Here is a 15,418-nt window from a genome sequence, read left to right as displayed (position 1 = left end):
TCCTCGCGGTCGGTAGGGAAATCGTTCCGCTACCGACCCTCGGCGCCCTGGCTCACCGAGCCCGGCAACCCGGCCGACGGCAGGGCGCCGGATTCGTCCGGGCGGCTCAACGGGGCCGGTGCGGCCGGGTCCGCGAGCAGCACCGGGACCAGGCTGTGCAGCGCCTCGACGGCCCGCCCGACCGCCTCGCGCACCGTCGCGCTGACGCCCGGCGCGATGTCCTCGCCGGCCGGGGCCCGCAGCTCGGGCTCGCAGGCCAGGACGAGGACCCGGGGCAGCGGCTCGTCGCCCAGGTGGGCGGCGAGGGCGAGGACCTTCGCCGGGTCCATGCCGTGCGCCTCGGGAGGAGCGGCCGGGGCGGGGGCGGCCGGTGCCTCCGGCTCGATCAGCGACAGGGTGCCCGGCCGGTGCCCCCGGACGGCCGCGTCGACCAGGACGGCCGTGTCGTAGCCGTCGAGCAGCGCGTACGCCAGGTCCATGCCGCGGATGCCGAAGTCCCTCACCCGCACCTCGGGCGGCAGCGGACGTGCCTCCAGGGCGCGGATCACCTCCGGGCCGAAGGCGTCGTCGGCGAGGAAGATGTTGCCCACGCCCGCCACGAGCAGCCGCGCGCTCATCGGGTGCCCCCCGCGGCCAGGGGCCGGGCGGAGCCGCCCGGGAGCCTGCGGACGAAGGCCGACCGCAGCGCGTGGTACGGGGCCTGCGGGTCGAAGAACACCGCGCGCATACGGGCCAGTTCGGTCCGCCGGTACTCGGCCAGGGGCTGCTGGAGCTCGTCGGCGTGGCGTGCGGTGGTCTTGGTGGTGAGCCGGCGCGGGAGGTCGGGGTCGGCGGCCACCTCGGCGGCCAGGCGCTCCACCTCGGCGGTGAACTCCCCGGGAGCCGCCGGGACCAGGCGGTCCACCAGGCCGATCCGTTCCGCGGCCGCCGCGCTCACCGGCAGCGCCTCGCCCGTCAGCCGCCCGGCCGCCTCGGCGCCCACCCGGCGCGGCAGCGAGTACGTCCAGAACTCCGAGCCGTACAGGCCCAGGTTCCGGTAGTGCGGGTTGAGGACGCTGCCGGTGCGGCACCAGACCTCGTCCGCGGCCAGGGCGAGCATGACGCCGCCCGCCGCCGCGTTGCCGCCCAGGGCGGCCACCACCACCCGGTCGGTGGTGCGCAGCACGGCCTCGACCAGGTCGTTCATGGCGAGCAGGTTCGACCAGGACTCGCCCGCCGGATCGCCGGAGGCCTCGATCACGTGCAGGTGGATGCCGTTGGAGAAGAAGTCGCGGGCACCGCCGAGCACCAGCACCGAGGTGGGGCGGGTGAGCGCGTACCGGTAGGCGGCGAGCAGCCTGCGGCAGTGCGTGGTGCTCATCGCCCCGCCCGGGAAGGAGAACGACAGGAAGCCGACGGCACCGCGCTGCCGGTAGCGGATGTCGGCCCACGTGGTGCGGCCGGGGGGCAGTTCGAGCGGTACGGCGATCTCCGGCAGCCAGTAGGGGCGGTCGTTCGAGCCCGGCATGCCCGGGCCGCTGTCGGGCGGCGCCGGGAACCGGGCGAGCACCGAGGCCGCCGGGCGGCGGAACGGCGCCGGGTCGCCCGAGCTCTTGCGGGGGCGCAGCTCCGGGATCCACACCGCGCCGTCCCGGGTGGCCCGGCAGAGCGCGCCGGACCGGGTCGCGAGCAGTTCCCCGGGCTCGCCGCGCAGCCGGTCCTCCGGGTGCCCGCCGTGCAGGAACACCTCCCGGCCGCAGAGCTCGTCCAGGACGCCCGGCTGCGAGTCGCCCCCGCGCAGCTTGCGCAGCACCGTCTCCGTGCCGTCGTTCTCCCAGTCGATCCGCCGCTGCTCCTGGCGGAAGAAGTCGCGCCACACCACGCGGATCTCCGGATCGCTCTGCGGCCGGGGCTTGAAGGCGCCTTCGGCGAAACGCCGCACCGCCCGCAGCACCGCGGCCGCGGCGGCGTCGGACAGCTCGTTGCGGTACACGTCGCTCTTGCCGGCGGCCGGCACCGCGAAGGTCTCGTCCGCCCAGACGTCGCCCGCGTCCATCGCCGCCTCGGCCTGGAGCACCGTGACGCCCCACTCGGTCGCGCCCTCCGCGATCGCCCAGTCCAGGGACGACGGGCCCCGGTCGCCGGGCGGCCCCGGATGCACGATCAGACAGGTGTGCTCCCGCCACACGTCCTCCGGCAGGGCCGACTTCAGCATCGGCGCGACGATCAGTTCCGGACGCACCTCGCTCACGGCGGCCCGGACCGCGTCGGCGCCGTGCGAGGCGAGGACGACGTCCACCCGGTGCCCCTCATCCGACAGTTCGGCGTGCACACGCTGGGACAGGCTGTTGAACGCGCTGGCGACGAGCAAGATGTCCATGACACGGCATGGTCGCCGCTCGGAGGAGGGCCGCGAAGGACCACGTCGGCGTTTCGTCCCTCTTGGCCGCTTACGGCCGGTAGGTCATGACATGTGCGCCCCCGGCGCCGGGGCGGTCACCGGGACTCCGCAGGCCGCGGCAGCCGCCTTGCCTGCGCCGCGGGGCGGGGGCACGCTGGTCCCATGGGTGCGCGAGACGGCCCCACGCTCATCGGCTCCGTGCAGCGGGCCATGCGTCTGCTGGAGGCGGTGAGCGCGCACGAGAACGGCGCACCGGCCAAACAGCTGGCGCGGGAGACGGGCCTGCCCCTGGCCACGGCCTACCACCTGCTGCGGACCCTCGTGCACGACGGCTACGTGCGCAAGCTCGACGACGGCGGCTTCGTCCTCGGCGACAAGCTCCAGACCCTGCGGACCACGGGCCGTGCCCAGGCACTGCTCAGCCGCGTCCGGCCCGCCCTCGCCGCGCTGCGCGACGAACTCGCGACCGCCGCCTACCTCACCTTCTACGAGGAGGGCGAGATCCGGGTCGCCGAGATCGTCGACGGCCCCGGGACCCCCCGGGTCGACCTGTGGGTCGGCTTCGAGGACGCCGGGCACGCGACCGCGCTCGGCAAGTCCGTGCTGCGCGAACTGGACGACGAGGCCCGCCGGGACTACCTCTCCCGCCACCACCTCGCCGACCTCACCCCGCGCACCATCACCAGCCCTCCGGAGCTGCTGCGGCGCCTGGACACCGCGCCCCTGGCCCCGGCCGTGACGGACCGGGAGGAGTACGCCCTCGGCACGGTCTGCGTGGCCGTGCCCGTCTACAGCGGCGACACCCTCGGCTCCCTCGGCGTCTCCCTGCCCAAGAGCCGGCTCTCCCGGCTGCCGGAGATCCGCGAACGGCTGCTCCCCGCCGCCGACCGGGTGACCCGGGGGCTGTCGCTCACTATCTGAAAACCCGATTCTTGCGGCTGCCCGGGCCCACCCCGTTCCCTGGAGGAAACGGACATTTCAGTGATGTGCCCGGCGCACAGGTGAGGACTGCGGATCCAGACATGAGCCAAGCGCGACACCGTGGTGGCGACCACCGGCCGGTACGGCCGTTCCTCGACCGAGTGGCCGGTCCCCGGGCCTCGGCCTGCCGGCGTGCCGTCGCGCAGCTGGCCGTCGGGGCGCCCGTCCTGCCGGTCGTGCTGGTCTCCCTGGTCGCGTGCGCCGACCTCGTCGACGGGGCGGGGCTGATCTGGCTGCCGCTGCTCGCGGCCGGGCCGGCCCTGGCCGCCACCACCAACGGACCGCGCGGCGTCCTGTGCGTCGGCCTCCTCGCCGCGGCGCTCGGGGCGGTGCTCGGCCGCGTCGACCAGGTGCCCGGCCGGGAACTCGCGGCGGTCCTGGCGGCCCTGGTGGCCGTGACCCTCGCGAGTGTGCTGGCCGCCGCGCTGCGCGGGCGCCGGGAGCGGGTGCTCGCGGCCGTCCGCTCGGTCGCGGAGACCGCCCAGCACGCCCTGCTGCGGCCGGTGCCCACCGTCGTCGGGCCGTTCCAGGTCGCCGTCCGCTACAGCGCCGCGGCGGCCGAGGCACGGATCGGCGGGGACCTCTACGCGCTCATCCCCACCCCGCACGGGGTGCGGCTGATCGTCGGCGACGTGCGCGGCAAGGGCCTGCCCGCCGTGGGGACGGCCGCGCTGGTGCTCGGTGTGTTCCGCGAGGCCGCCCACGACGAGCCCGACCTGCTGGCCGTGGTCGACCGGATCGAGCGCAGCCTGGCCCGCAACCTCGGCCGCGACGACTTCGTCACCGCCGTGGTCGCCGGCTACCCGCGGCCCGGGCACCTGGAGATGGTGAACTGCGGGCACACCCCACCGCTGCTGGTGAGCGCCTCCGGGGCCGTGACACCCGTGGAGCCCGCCCATCCGGCCCCGCCGCTCGGGCTGCGCGCCCTCACCGGGCACGCGCCGGGCCTGCACACGCTGCGCTTCGCCGACGGCGACCAGCTGCTCCTCTACACCGACGGGGTCACCGAGGCCCGCGACGGCGGCCGCGCCTTCTACCCGCTGGCCGACGGGCTGGAGCGGCACGTCACGCACGAGCCGGCCCGCACTCTCGACGCGCTCCACGAGGAACTGCTGGCCCACGTGGGCGGGCGGCTGCACGACGACGCGGCCCTGCTGCTCATCCGCAAGCCGACCGCCTCCGAGCCGCCCGTGGCCAGGGCGGACGCCCCGGGCGCGCCCGCCGTTCCCGCGCGGTGCCGCACGTGACGGCCGGCCCCGCGTGTCCGGGTCAGTCCTCGCGCAGGTCCTTCACCCGGCGGAGTTTGCCCAGGGAGCGCTCCAGCGTCTCCGGTTCGACGATCGTCACCTCGGCGGAGACGCCGACCCCGTCCTTGACCGCCTGCGCGATCGCCCGGGCCGCGGCCTGGCGCTGGTCGGGGCCGGTGCCGGGACGGGACTCGACCCGCACGGTCATGTGGTCCAGGCGGCCCCGCCGGGTCAGCTGGATCTGGAAGTGCGGCGCGACCGCGGGAGTGCGCAGCACGATCTCCTCGATCTGGCTGGGGAAGACGTTCACCCCGCGCAGGATGATCATGTCGTCGCAGCGCCCGGTGATCTTCCGGATGCGGCGGAACGCGGGCCGGGCCGTGCCGGGCAGCAGCCGGGTCAGATCGCGGGTGCGGTAGCGGACGACCGGCAGGGCCTCCTTGGTGAGGGACGTGAAGACCAGCTCGCCCTCCTCGCCCTCGGGCAGCACCTCGCCCGTGATCGGGTCGACGACCTCGGGGTAGAAGTGGTCCTCCCACACGTGCAGACCGTCCTTGGTCTCCACGCACTCCTGCGCGACGCCCGGGCCGATCACCTCCGAAAGGCCGTATATGTCGACGGCGTGCAGGTCCATCCGCTCCTCGATCTCGCGGCGCATCTCCTCCGTCCACGGCTCGGCCCCGAAGATGCCCACCCGCAGGCTGCTGGTGCGCGGGTCGACGCCCTGCCTCTCGAACTCGTCGAGCAGCGTGAGCATGTAGGACGGGGTGACCATGATGATCTCGGGCCGGAAGTCCTGGATGATCTGCACCTGGCGGGCCGTCATGCCGCCGGAGGCGGGGATCACCGTGCACCCGGCCCGTTCGGCGCCGTAGTGCGCCCCGAGCCCGCCGGTGAACAGTCCGTAGCCGTAGGAGACGTGCACCTTGTGGCCCGGGCGCCCGCCGGCCGCGCGGATCGAGCGGGCCACCAGGTCCGACCACGTCGACAGGTCGTTCTCGGTGTAGCCGACCACCGTGGGGCGACCGGTGGTGCCGCTGGAGGCGTGCACGCGCCGCACCTGGTCCATGGGCACCGCGAACATGCCGAACGGGTACGTGTCCCGCAGGTCGGCCTTGGTGGTGAAGGGGAAGCGGGCCAGGTCCTCCAGGGAACGGCAGTCCTCGGGCGTGACCCCGGCCGCGTCGAACTTCCTGCGGTACGTCTCCACGTTCTCGTAGGCGTGCCGCAGGCTCCGGCGCAGCCGGTCGAGCTGGAGCTCGCGCAGCTGCTCGCGGGTCAGGCGCTCGGCGTCGTCCAGCAGGTCGTGGGGGAGGGGCTCGCCCCGCCGCCGGCCGGCCCCGCTCGCGCTGTCCGTCGTGGTCCCCGTCTGGCTGGTCATGCCGGCTCCTTCGGCCTCGTGCTCCTGATGCTGCGGCTGCGGCCCCGGAACTCCGCTATCACCTCGTCGCCGCGCAGGACGCTCACGTCGTAGAGGCCGCTGCGGCCGTACCGGGTGCGCTCCTCGGCCCGGGCCACGAGCACGTCGCCCTCGTGCGCCGGGCTCACGAAGGTGATGTCGGCGCCGGCCGCGACCGTCACGGGGCCGTGGCTGTTGCAGGCGCAGGCGAAGGCGCTGTCGGCGAGCAGGAAGACGTACCCGCCGTGGGCGATGCCGTGCCCGTTCACCATCGACCGGGTCACCGTCATGCGCAGCACGGCCGTCCCCTCGCCCTGCTCCAGCAGCTCGATGCCGAGCCCGCGGGAGGCCTCGTCCGCGGCGAACATCGCCTCCGCGGCCGGTGTCGCGTCAGCGGTATGACTCACGTCTCGCACCACCTTGTAGCCCGACCGAACATTCGGTTAGCTTCGGTGCCGCCAAGTAATCAATTCGCCTCGGTGCCTGTCAAGGGCCGGGGTCTTACCAAGGCGCGGCGCCTTGCCATACCATGGACCGAACGAATGGTCGGTTGGGAAGTGGGACGGATGGACACGACACACTCCAGCCCCCCGGGGGCGGACGGCACCGAGCCGGTTCTCCAGCAGCACTTCGACGCGACGATCGCGCGCGACCAGCGGATCGAGCCGCGCGACTGGATGCCCGAGGGCTACCGGAAGACACTGATCCGCCAGATCGCGCAGCACGCGCACTCGGAGATCATCGGCATGCAGCCGGAGGGCGAGTGGATCACGCGCGCCCCGTCGCTGCGCCGCAAGGCCATCCTCTTCGCGAAGGTCCAGGACGAGGCCGGACACGGCCTGTACCTGTACTCGGCGGCGGAGACGCTGGGCGCCGACCGCGCCGACCTGACCGAGCGGCTCATCGAGGGCCGCCAGAAGTACTCCTCGATCTTCAACTACCCGACGCTGAGCTTCGCGGACGTCGGCGTGATCGGCTGGTTCGTGGACGGCGCCGCGATCTGCAACCAGGTGCCGCTGTGCCGCTCGTCCTACGGGCCCTACGCGCGCGCCATGGTGCGGATCTGCAAGGAGGAGTCCTTCCACCAGCGGCAGGGCTACGAGCTGCTGATGACGATGATGCGCGGCACCCCGGAGCAGCGCGAGATGGTGCAGGACGCGGTGAACCGCTGGTGGTGGCCGTCGCTGATGATGTTCGGCCCGCCCGACGACGCCTCGCCCAACTCCGCGCAGTCCATGGCCTGGAAGATCAAGCGCCACAGCAACGACGAACTGCGTCAGCGCTTCGTCGACATGACCGTCCCGCAGGCCGGGAAGCTCGGCGTGACGCTCCCCGACCCGGAGCTGCGCTGGAACGAGGAGCGGGGCCACCACGACTTCGGCACGCCCGACTGGGACGAGCTGATGCGGGTCATCAAGGGCGACGGCCCGTGCAACGACCAGCGCGTGGCGCGGCGCCGCACGGCCCACGAGGAGGGCGCCTGGGTGCGCGAGGCGGCCACCGCCCACGCCGCCAAGCAGGCGCGTCGCGAGCGGAAGGGAGCGGTGGCATGACCGCCGGCAAGCAGGACTGGCCGCTGTACGAGGTGTTCGTGCGCGGCAAGCGCGGCCTGAACCACGTCCACGTGGGCTCGCTGCACGCGGCCGACGACCGCATGGCGCTCACCCACGCCCGCGACCTCTACACCCGCCGCAACGAGGGCGTGTCCATCTGGGTCGTGCGCTCCGAGCACATCGCCGCCTCCACGCGCGACGAGAAGGACCCCTTCTTCGAGCCCAGCGCCGACAAGGTCTACCGGCACCCCACCTTCTACGACATCCCCGACGACGTCCCGCACATCTGAAGGAGAGGGCATGAGCGACGACCACGTCTACCTGACCCTCGCCGAGGGACACGAGGACGACACCCGGTGGGCCTACGGCACCGGCTTCGAGGACCCGCTGCACGGCGTCGACACCACCGTGCCGGACGGCGTCGACGCCGGTGAACTGGCGGACCTCTGCGTCACCCTGGCCGACGACGCCCTGGTCTCGGCCCAGCGGCTCGCCGAGTGGACCACCCGCGCCCCCGAGCTGGAGGAGGAGGTGGCGCTGGCCAACATCGGGCTCGACCTGCTCGGCCAGGCCCGCCTGCTGTACTCCCGCGCGGGCCAGGTCGACGGCACCGGCCGCGACGAGGACGCCTACGCCTACTTCCGCGACGCCGGCGACTTCCGCAACGTGCGCCTGGCCGAACTGCCCAACGGCGACTTCGCGTTCTCGACCGTGCGGCTGCTGGTGCTCTCCACCTGGCGCCTCGCGCACTTCGAGCGGCTCACCGCGCACCGCGACCCGGTGCTGTCGGCCATCGCCGCCAAGGGCGTGAAGGAACTGGCGTACCACCGCCAGTACGCCGCGGAATGGGCCGTGCGGCTCGGCGACGGCACCGAGGAGTCGCACCGCCGGATGCGCAAGGCACAGGAACAGGTCGCCCCCTACCTGGGCGAGCTGTTCACGGCGTACGACGTGCGCGAGGAGGTCGTCGCCGTCCTGCGCCAGGTCACCGAGGCGGCCGGACTGCCCATGCCGGTCTACCGGCCGCTGCCCGGGTCGGGCCGCGCCGGTGAGCACACCGGACATCTCGCGCCCCTGCTGGCCGAGTTGCAGGGCGTGGCCCGGGCCCATCCGGAGGCGACATGGTGACGACGCTCCTGGACGCGCGGCGGGCCCGGCGGATCGCCGAGCAGGTCCCCGACCCCGAACTGCCCATGCTCACCCTGGCCGACCTCGGAGTGCTGCGCGAGGTGTCCCTGACCGGGGACGGCACGGTGGTCGCCGACCTGACCCCCACCTACTCGGGCTGCCCCGCCATGGCGGAGATGCGCGCCGGCGTGGCCGCCCGGCTGCGCGAGGCCGGGTACGCGCGCGTGGAGATCCGTACCGTCCTCGACCCGCCGTGGACCAGCGACTGGATCACCGCGGACGGCCGGCGCAAGCTCGCCGAGCACGGCATCGCCCCGCCCGGCGCCGCCCCGGTGCGCGCCGCGGGCCCGGTGCCGCTCGTGCTGTCGCCGCTCCGCCGCTCGGTGCCCTGCCCGCGCTGCGGCAGCGCGGACACCGAGGAGACCTCCCGCTTCGCCGCCACGTCCTGCAAGGCCCTGTGGCGCTGCCTCGCCTGCCGCGAGCCGTTCGAGTACGTCAAGGAGATCTGATGGAGGACCTGATGGAGCCGGCCCCCGCCCCGGCGGCACGCGCGCGTGCCCGCCGCCGCCCGGTCTTCCACCCCCTGCGGGTCGCCGCCGTGCAGCCACTGTGCGAGGACGCCGCGGCCGTCAGCTTCGACATCCCGGACGGGCTGGCCGAGGAGTTCGCCTTCGCTCCCGGCCAGTCGCTCACCCTGCGGCGCGAGGTCGGCGGCCGCGACGAGCGCCGCTCCTACTCCATCTGCTCACCCGCCGGCACGGCGCCGCGCATCGGCGTCCGGGTCGTCCCGGGCGGTCTGTTCTCCTCCTGGCTGGTGCACGAGGTGCGCCCCGGCGACACCGTCGAGGTGATGGCCCCCACCGGAGCCTTCACCCCCGACCTGACCGTCCCCGGCCACCACGTGCTCGTCGCCGCCGGTTCCGGCATCACGCCCATGGTCTCCATCGCCGAGTCCGTCCTGGCCGCCGACTCCCGCTCGCGCGTCACCCTCCTCTACGGCAACCGCCGCACCGGCACGGTGATGTTCGCCGACGAGCTGGCCGACCTCAAGGACCTCCACCCCACGCGCTTCCAGCTCGCCCACGTCCTCTCCCGCGAGCCCCGCGAGGCCGAGGTGCTCTCCGGCCGCCTCGACGCCGAACGCCTTTCGGCGCTGGTCGACGCGCTGGTCGACGTGGAGTCCGCCGACCACTGGTGGCTCTGCGGCCCGCACGGCATGGTCCGCTCCGCCCAGCAGGTCCTGTCCGGCCTCGGCGTCCCCGCCGACCGGGTCCACCAGGAGCTGTTCTACGCCGACGACGAGCCGGTGCGCGAGGTCCGCCACACCGAGACCGGCCCCTCCGGCCCGGTCAGCCAGGTCACCGTCACCCTGGACGGCCGCTCCACCACCTCCGCCCTGCCCCGGGACCGCTCCCTCCTGGAAGGCGCCCAGCAGACCCGGCCCGACCTGCCCTTCGCCTGCAAGGGCGGGGTGTGCGGCACCTGCCGGGCGCTGGTCACCGACGGCAAGGCCGACATGCGCCGCAACTTCGCCCTGGAACCGTCCGAGGTGGACGCGGGCTACGTCCTCACGTGCCAGACGTACCCGGTGTCCGAGACGCTGACGGTGGACTTCGACACCTGAGCGGCGCCGCAGCCGTACGCCTCGCCCGCCGGTGGTCAGCCGGACCGCAGCACGCGCAACGCCGTGAGGGCGACGTGCAGTTCGGTGCGGCGCTCGCCCGATGCGAGGTCGGTGCCGAGGAAGCGCTCGACGGTGCGCAGGCGCTGGTACACGGTCTCCCGGGACAGGCCGCCGCGCCGGGCCACGCCGGTCTTGCTGCCGGCGGCGTCGAGGTAGCGGCCGAGCGTCGACAGCAGGTCGGTGCCGTGCCGGGCGTCGTGGTCGACGAGCCGGCCCAGGCGCCGCTCGGTGTACTCCTGGATCCGGGGGTCCTCGCGCAGCGCGTACAGCAACCGGCCCAGGTCGACGTCCGCCGGCTCGTGGAAGGACCGGTCCGCGGGCAGGGGCCGGCCGGGCGGGGTGGCCTCCATGACGCGCGCCGCCTCCCGGAAAGAGCGGGCCACGCCGGCGAGGTCCGCCACCTCCGCTCCGACGCCGACGGTCGCCCCCGGCGCCAGTTCCCGCGCCGTACGGCTCAGGCGCTCGGCCGCCGGGCGCCAGGGCCGGCCCGGGCGCAGGGCCAGCAGGACGCCGAGACGGCCCGGGGAGAGCTCGCCGACGAGGGCCGCGATCCCCGCCGACCGCAGCTCCCGGTGCAGCCTCGCCCGCAGCTCCGCGTCCTCGCCGCCGGGTCCCGGCTCCACGAGGACCGCCACGAAGACACCGTCCTGCGCGGGCAGGCCCAGCGCGGCGCAGCGGGCCCGGGGCCGCGCCAAGGTCGAGGAACTGGTCGCCGACGCGGTGGAGCGCGGCGCGCGCGTCCTGGTCGGCGGCCGCACGCCCGAGGGCCCGGGCTGCTTCCACCCGCCCACCGTGCTCACCGACGTCGCCCCCGGCAGCCGCCTGCTGGAGACCGAGATCTTCGGCCCCGTCGCCGCGATCCTCACCTTCGACGACGAGGACGAGGTCCTGCGCCGGGCCAACGACACGCCCTGGGGCCTGGTCGGCTACGTCTTCACCCAAGGCCTGGACCGCGGCCTGCGCGTCGGTGAGGGCCTGGAGGTGGGCATGGTGGGGCTCAACACCGGGCTCGTCTCCCACCCGGCCGCGCCCTTCGGCGGCGTCAAGCAGTCCGGGCTCGGCCGGGAGGGCGGGCGTGTCGGGATCGAGGAGTTCCTGGAGTACCAGTACGTGGCCGTGCCGGTGCGGTGACGCGTGACGGACGGCGCCGGGGACGCCATATGAAGGCATGAATGAGTCTTCATGTGTTCCTGTATGGTGAGGGGCGCCATCGCGCCCCCGCCAGAAGGACCCCCGATGACCTCCACCCTCACGCCGCAGCCGGTCGACCGGGCCGAGCCCGTCCGCGCCGGGGCCGTCCCCCGGCGCCGCACCCGGGTCCTCGCGCTCCCCGAGGTGCGCTGGGCCGCCGCGGCCACCGCCTTCTTCCTGCTCGCGCTGCCCCTGCAGCTGACCGGCGCCCCCGCCTGGACCTGGGGCCCGCTGTACGCGCTGGCGTACGCCGCGGGAGGCTGGGAGCCGGGCTGGGAAGGGCTGAAGGCGCTGCGGGAACGCACCCTCGACGTCGACCTGCTGATGGTCGTCGCCGCCCTGGGAGCGGCCGCGATCGGGCAGGTGATGGACGGCGCGCTGCTCATCGTCATCTTCGCGACCTCCGGCGCGCTGGAAGCCCTGGCCACCGCCCGCACCGCCGACTCCGTCCGCGGCCTGCTCGACCTGGCCCCCGCCACGGCCACCCGCCTGGCCCTGGACGGCGGGGAACGCGCGGTTCCCGTCGAGGAGTTGGCGGTCGGCGACACGGTGCTCGTACGCCCCGGCGAACGGATCGGCGCCGACGGCCGCGTCCTGGACGGGACCAGCGAGGTCGACCAGGCCACCATCACCGGCGAGCCGCTGCCCGTGCCCAAGGAACGCGGCGACGAGGTCTTCGCCGGCACCCTCAACGGCACCGGCGCCCTGCGCGTCCGGGTCGAGCGCGACGCCGCCGACTCGGTGATCGCCCGGATCGTGCGCATGGTGCAGGAGGCGTCCGAGACGAAGGCGCCCACCCAGCTGTTCATCGAGAAGGTCGAACAGCGCTACTCGCTGGGCATGGTGGGCGCGACCCTCGCCGTGTTCCTGGTGCCGCTCGCCTTCGGCGCGCAGCTCACCGACGCGCTGCTGCGCGCCATGACCTTCATGATCGTGGCCTCGCCGTGCGCGGTCGTGCTCGCCACCATGCCGCCCCTGCTCTCCGCCATCGCCAACGCCGGGCGGCACGGCGTGCTGGTCAAGTCGGCCGTGGTGATGGAGCGGATCGGCCATGTGGACGCCGTCGCGCTGGACAAGACGGGCACGCTGACCGAGGGCAGCCCGCGCGTCACCGACGTCCGGCCCCTGCCCGGATCCGGCCTGTCCGAGAACGAGCTGCTCACCCTCGCGGCGGCCGCCGAGCGGCCCAGCGAGCACCCGCTGGCCCGGGCCGTCGTGGACGCCGCCCGCGAGCGCGGCCTCGACCTGCCCGACGCGGCGGACTTCTCCTCCACGCCCGGCGTCGGCGTGAGCGCCGTCGTCACCGGCCGGACGGTCGCGGTGGGCGCGCCGTCCCGGCTGCTCCACGACACCGCGGTTCCCGCCGCCGCACTGGAGGAGTCCGGCCGCACCGCCGTCCTGGTCGTCGTCGACGGCACCCCCGCCGGGCTCCTCGGCGTCGCCGACCGGCTGCGCCCGGACGCGGCCGGGACGGTCGCCTCCCTCGCCCGGCTCACCGGCAGCGCCCCCGTGCTGCTCACCGGCGACAACCCGCGCGCCGCCGCGCACCTCGCCGCCGAGGCCGGCATCGGCGACGTGCGCGCCGGACTGCTGCCGCAGGACAAGCTGGCCGCCGTGCAGGAGATGACGGCCGCGGGCCGCAGGGTGCTGGTCGTCGGGGACGGCGTCAACGACGCCCCGGCCCTGGCCGCCGCCCACACCGGCGTCGCCATGGGCCGGGCGGGTTCGGACCTCGCCCTGGAGACCGCCGACGCCGTGATCGTCCGCGACGAACTGGCCGCGGTGCCCGCCACCGTCGCCCTCTCGCGTCGCGCCCGCAGGCTGGTCGTGCAGAACCTCGTCATCGCCGGGGTCTTCATCGCCGGGCTCGTCGCCTGGGACCTGGCGGGGGAACTGCCGCTGCCACTGGGCGTCGCGGGCCACGAGGGCTCCACGGTCCTCGTCGGTCTGAACGGCCTGCGGCTGCTGCGGGAGGGCGCCTGGCAGCGGGCCGTCGAGGAGGGCGGCCGGGCCTGACCGGCGACCGCCGTCGGCCCACCGTCGGCGGGCCGACGCCGTCCCGGTGACCCGGGCCACGGCCGTCGACGCTTCAGCGGCAGGCGCAGGCCGCCTCGACGCCGCCCCCCCGGCGGCCGACCCGGCAGGGCAGGCCCTCCCGTTGGTCCGATGCGCCCGTGGAGATCTCGCCGAACACCGTGCCGCACTCCGCCGACCCGTGGCCCGGGTGCTTCGCCGGGCGCGGACACCCCAGGGCCCGGCGTGTCGGCGCCGGCACGGAAGGGGTCGTCTACGCACTCGGCGCGGGGCGGATCGCCAAGGTGCGGACCGGCCGGCCGCCCGACGGGTCGCTACGCCGGGTGTACGCGGACATCGCACGGCACGACCCGCCGTTCGCCACCCCGGAGATCCTCGGGAGCGAGGAGCGCCGGGGCGTCACGGTGACGTACGAGCGCGCCCTGCCCGGTGCCCCGATGCGGGCCGACTCCGCGCACGGGGAGTACGGGCGTGAACTGCCCGCCCCCCCCAGCGGGACGCACTGCTGGCGGTCCTGCGCGGCCTCGCCTCGGTGCCCGGCACGGACGCGATGGGCCGGCTGACCGTCCAGGGCGACGACCGTCCGCTGTGGCAGGGCCAGGGACCACCGGCACCGCCGGGTAGGGCGGACGCCCGCCGGCCCGGCTGATTCCCTCGCCGTTTCTGCACCGCCGGCCCGCGAGCCCTCCTCCGAACCTCCGGGACCGACGAGGATTGCCCCGGGTGGGTTCGGGTACGCGAGCAGGACCGCACCCGGGGCGGATCATGTCCCGGGTGGGCCGCACGACCGCCGCTACCAGGGAATCTGCCATGGAGACACCCGCAAACGACCCCACGCCCACGCCCGCCCAGCGGGCTCTGGACGTCCTCGCCGAGAACACGGAGGACACGGCGGCTCTGGACGCGCTCGCCAACAGCGACGTGCTCATCCCCGTGCCCGACGACGCGAACGACGCCGACGCCGCCAACCCCTCGGCCGTGGCGCTGCCGGTGCTGGAGCAGCCGGGCGGCGAGCCGGTGGTGCCGGTGTTCACCTCGGAGATGGAGATGGCCGGGCTGCTGCCGTTCGTCTCCCGCTACCGTCTGGTGCCCCTCGGCGCCCTCGCCGCCCAGTGGCCGGCCGACGACCTGTCGCTCACCATCGACGGCAGTTCGGACCACCGCCTGACCCTCACCTCGGAGGGAGTCCGCACCCTGCTGGCACGCCCGTAGGACCACCGGCCCCGTCCGGGCCCGGGGCGGTCTACTCGCCCAGGGTCCGGGCCAACGCGGCCCGCTGCAGGGGCAGGACCTCGGCGTGCAGGTCACGGCCCTTGGCGGTGAGGGAGACCCAGACGCCGCGCCGGTCCTCCTCGCACACCGAGCGCGTCACCAGCCCGTCCTTCTCCAGCCGGGCGATCAGCCGCGACAGCGCGCTCTGGCTGAGATGCACCCGGCCGACCAGGTTCTGCACCCGGCACTGCTCGCCCTCCTCGGGGGCGGCCGTCGCCAGCATGTCGAGGACCTCGAAGTCGGAGGCGCCCAGACCGTGCGGATGCAGTGCCCGGTCGATCTCGCACATCGTGCGCGCGTGCGCCGACAGGATGTCCCGCCACCGTTCCTCGAGCCGCGCACCAGCCGTTTTCGCTGCCATAGGGGAACGGTAACACCGGCCGGACGTTCCATGACCGTGCATGGAGCGGGCTGCCCGTCCCACGGCCCGGACCGCGCGTCCGCGGCGTGACCCCCCACGACAGGCCCTAGGTGTATTGACCCGGAGCGTTGTTCACGCGGCTGATCGGTGGCTTGCCGCCGAGTGCGGTGTGGCAGCGGTGGTGGTTG

Annotated in this window: 15 protein-coding genes and 2 pseudogenes; 11 read left to right on the top strand and 6 right to left on the bottom strand. The window is 74.6% G+C overall.

Annotation, left to right across the window (positions count from 1 at the left end; all coding sequences use genetic code 11):
* Positions 1–29: 29 nt before the first annotated feature.
* Together ACPXCS_RS32380 and ACPXCS_RS32375 are read right to left on the bottom strand one after the other, a co-directional pair.
* The gene (locus ACPXCS_RS32380; RefSeq protein ID WP_425948927.1) at positions 30–617 is read right to left on the bottom strand and encodes a hydrogenase maturation protease; all 588 of its coding nucleotides are present in this window, start codon (positions 615–617) and stop codon (positions 30–32) included.
* Positions 614–2,359, bottom strand: coding sequence for an enoyl-CoA hydratase-related protein (locus tag ACPXCS_RS32375; protein WP_425948926.1), 1,746 nt, complete (start codon positions 2,357–2,359; stop codon positions 614–616). Before ACPXCS_RS32375 ends, ACPXCS_RS32380 begins: the two co-directional genes overlap by 4 nt.
* Before the next feature lie 183 nt (positions 2,360–2,542).
* On the opposite strand from ACPXCS_RS32375, the gene ACPXCS_RS32370 reads away from it, so the two are divergent.
* Together ACPXCS_RS32370 and ACPXCS_RS32365 are read left to right on the top strand one after the other, a co-directional pair.
* The gene (locus ACPXCS_RS32370) at positions 2,543–3,301 is read left to right on the top strand and encodes an IclR family transcriptional regulator (protein ID WP_425948924.1); all 759 of its coding nucleotides are present in this window, start codon (positions 2,543–2,545) and stop codon (positions 3,299–3,301) included.
* A gap of 101 nt (positions 3,302–3,402) precedes the next feature.
* Positions 3,403–4,608, top strand: coding sequence for a PP2C family protein-serine/threonine phosphatase (locus tag ACPXCS_RS32365; RefSeq protein WP_425948923.1), 1,206 nt, complete (start codon positions 3,403–3,405; stop codon positions 4,606–4,608).
* Positions 4,609–4,630: 22 nt separating this feature from the next.
* On the opposite strand, the gene paaK is transcribed toward ACPXCS_RS32365, so the two are convergent.
* Positions 4,631–5,989 carry a phenylacetate--CoA ligase PaaK gene (gene paaK / locus ACPXCS_RS32360; protein WP_425948921.1) on the bottom strand — a complete coding sequence of 453 codons (1,359 nt, stop codon included), beginning with the start codon at positions 5,987–5,989 and terminating at the stop codon, positions 4,631–4,633.
* On the bottom strand, positions 5,986–6,375 hold the full coding sequence (paaI, locus tag ACPXCS_RS32355; RefSeq protein ID WP_425949260.1) for a hydroxyphenylacetyl-CoA thioesterase PaaI: 390 nt from the start codon (positions 6,373–6,375) through the stop codon (positions 5,986–5,988). Before paaI ends, paaK begins: the two co-directional genes overlap by 4 nt.
* Positions 6,376–6,573: 198 nt before the next feature.
* Between paaI and paaA the strand changes: the two genes are divergently transcribed.
* From paaA to paaE, 5 genes are read left to right on the top strand one after another with little or no spacing between them, the layout of a single operon-like run.
* The gene (paaA, locus tag ACPXCS_RS32350) at positions 6,574–7,560 is read left to right on the top strand and encodes a 1,2-phenylacetyl-CoA epoxidase subunit PaaA (protein WP_425948919.1); all 987 of its coding nucleotides are present in this window, start codon (positions 6,574–6,576) and stop codon (positions 7,558–7,560) included.
* Positions 7,557–7,850 carry a 1,2-phenylacetyl-CoA epoxidase subunit PaaB gene (gene paaB, locus ACPXCS_RS32345; RefSeq protein ID WP_094051976.1) on the top strand — a complete coding sequence of 98 codons (294 nt, stop codon included), beginning with the start codon at positions 7,557–7,559 and terminating at the stop codon, positions 7,848–7,850. The genes paaA and paaB overlap by 4 nt, the downstream gene beginning before the upstream one ends.
* A gap of 10 nt (positions 7,851–7,860) precedes the next feature.
* Positions 7,861–8,688, top strand: coding sequence for a 1,2-phenylacetyl-CoA epoxidase subunit PaaC (paaC, locus tag ACPXCS_RS32340; RefSeq protein ID WP_425948918.1), 828 nt, complete (start codon positions 7,861–7,863; stop codon positions 8,686–8,688).
* Positions 8,682–9,197: a 1,2-phenylacetyl-CoA epoxidase subunit PaaD gene (gene paaD, locus ACPXCS_RS32335; protein WP_425948917.1), complete on the top strand. Its 516-nt coding sequence runs from the start codon at positions 8,682–8,684 to the stop codon at positions 9,195–9,197. Before paaC ends, paaD begins: the two co-directional genes overlap by 7 nt.
* Positions 9,197–10,312, top strand: coding sequence for a 1,2-phenylacetyl-CoA epoxidase subunit PaaE (gene paaE, locus ACPXCS_RS32330; RefSeq protein WP_425948916.1), 1,116 nt, complete (start codon positions 9,197–9,199; stop codon positions 10,310–10,312). The genes paaD and paaE overlap by 1 nt, the downstream gene beginning before the upstream one ends.
* A gap of 35 nt (positions 10,313–10,347) precedes the next feature.
* Here paaE and ACPXCS_RS32325 read toward each other — a convergent pair.
* Positions 10,348–11,055: pseudogene (locus ACPXCS_RS32325) on the bottom strand (PucR family transcriptional regulator); the annotation flags it as partial.
* Here ACPXCS_RS32325 and ACPXCS_RS32320 point away from each other — a divergent pair.
* From ACPXCS_RS32320 to ACPXCS_RS32305, 4 genes and pseudogenes are all read left to right on the top strand, one after another.
* Positions 11,051–11,503 (top strand): annotated as a pseudogene (locus ACPXCS_RS32320) (aldehyde dehydrogenase family protein); the annotation flags it as partial. The pseudogenes ACPXCS_RS32325 and ACPXCS_RS32320 overlap by 5 nt on opposite strands.
* Positions 11,504–11,608: 105 nt before the next feature.
* Positions 11,609–13,579, top strand: a complete 1,971-nt coding sequence (locus tag ACPXCS_RS32315; protein WP_425948914.1) for a heavy metal translocating P-type ATPase — start codon at positions 11,609–11,611, stop codon at positions 13,577–13,579.
* 158 nt (positions 13,580–13,737) lie between these two features.
* Entirely contained in the window at positions 13,738–14,160 is a 423-nt protein-coding gene (locus tag ACPXCS_RS32310; protein WP_425948912.1) for a hypothetical protein, read from the top strand.
* Between the two features lie 247 nt (positions 14,161–14,407).
* Positions 14,408–14,809 carry an SseB family protein gene (locus ACPXCS_RS32305; RefSeq protein ID WP_425948911.1) on the top strand — a complete coding sequence of 134 codons (402 nt, stop codon included), beginning with the start codon at positions 14,408–14,410 and terminating at the stop codon, positions 14,807–14,809.
* A 31-nt stretch (positions 14,810–14,840) separates the two neighbouring features.
* On the opposite strand, the gene ACPXCS_RS32300 is transcribed toward ACPXCS_RS32305, so the two are convergent.
* Complete coding sequence (locus ACPXCS_RS32300) at positions 14,841–15,230, bottom strand: MarR family winged helix-turn-helix transcriptional regulator (protein ID WP_425948909.1); 390 nt, start codon at positions 15,228–15,230, stop codon at positions 14,841–14,843.
* Positions 15,231–15,418: the final 188 nt, after the last annotated feature.

The organism is Streptomyces sp. DT190, assembly GCF_049846985.1.
Lineage (GTDB): Bacteria > Actinomycetota > Actinomycetes > Streptomycetales > Streptomycetaceae > Streptomyces.
The sequence above is the reverse complement of the archived record's forward strand: the minus strand, read 5'-3'. Positions and strand labels throughout refer to the sequence as shown.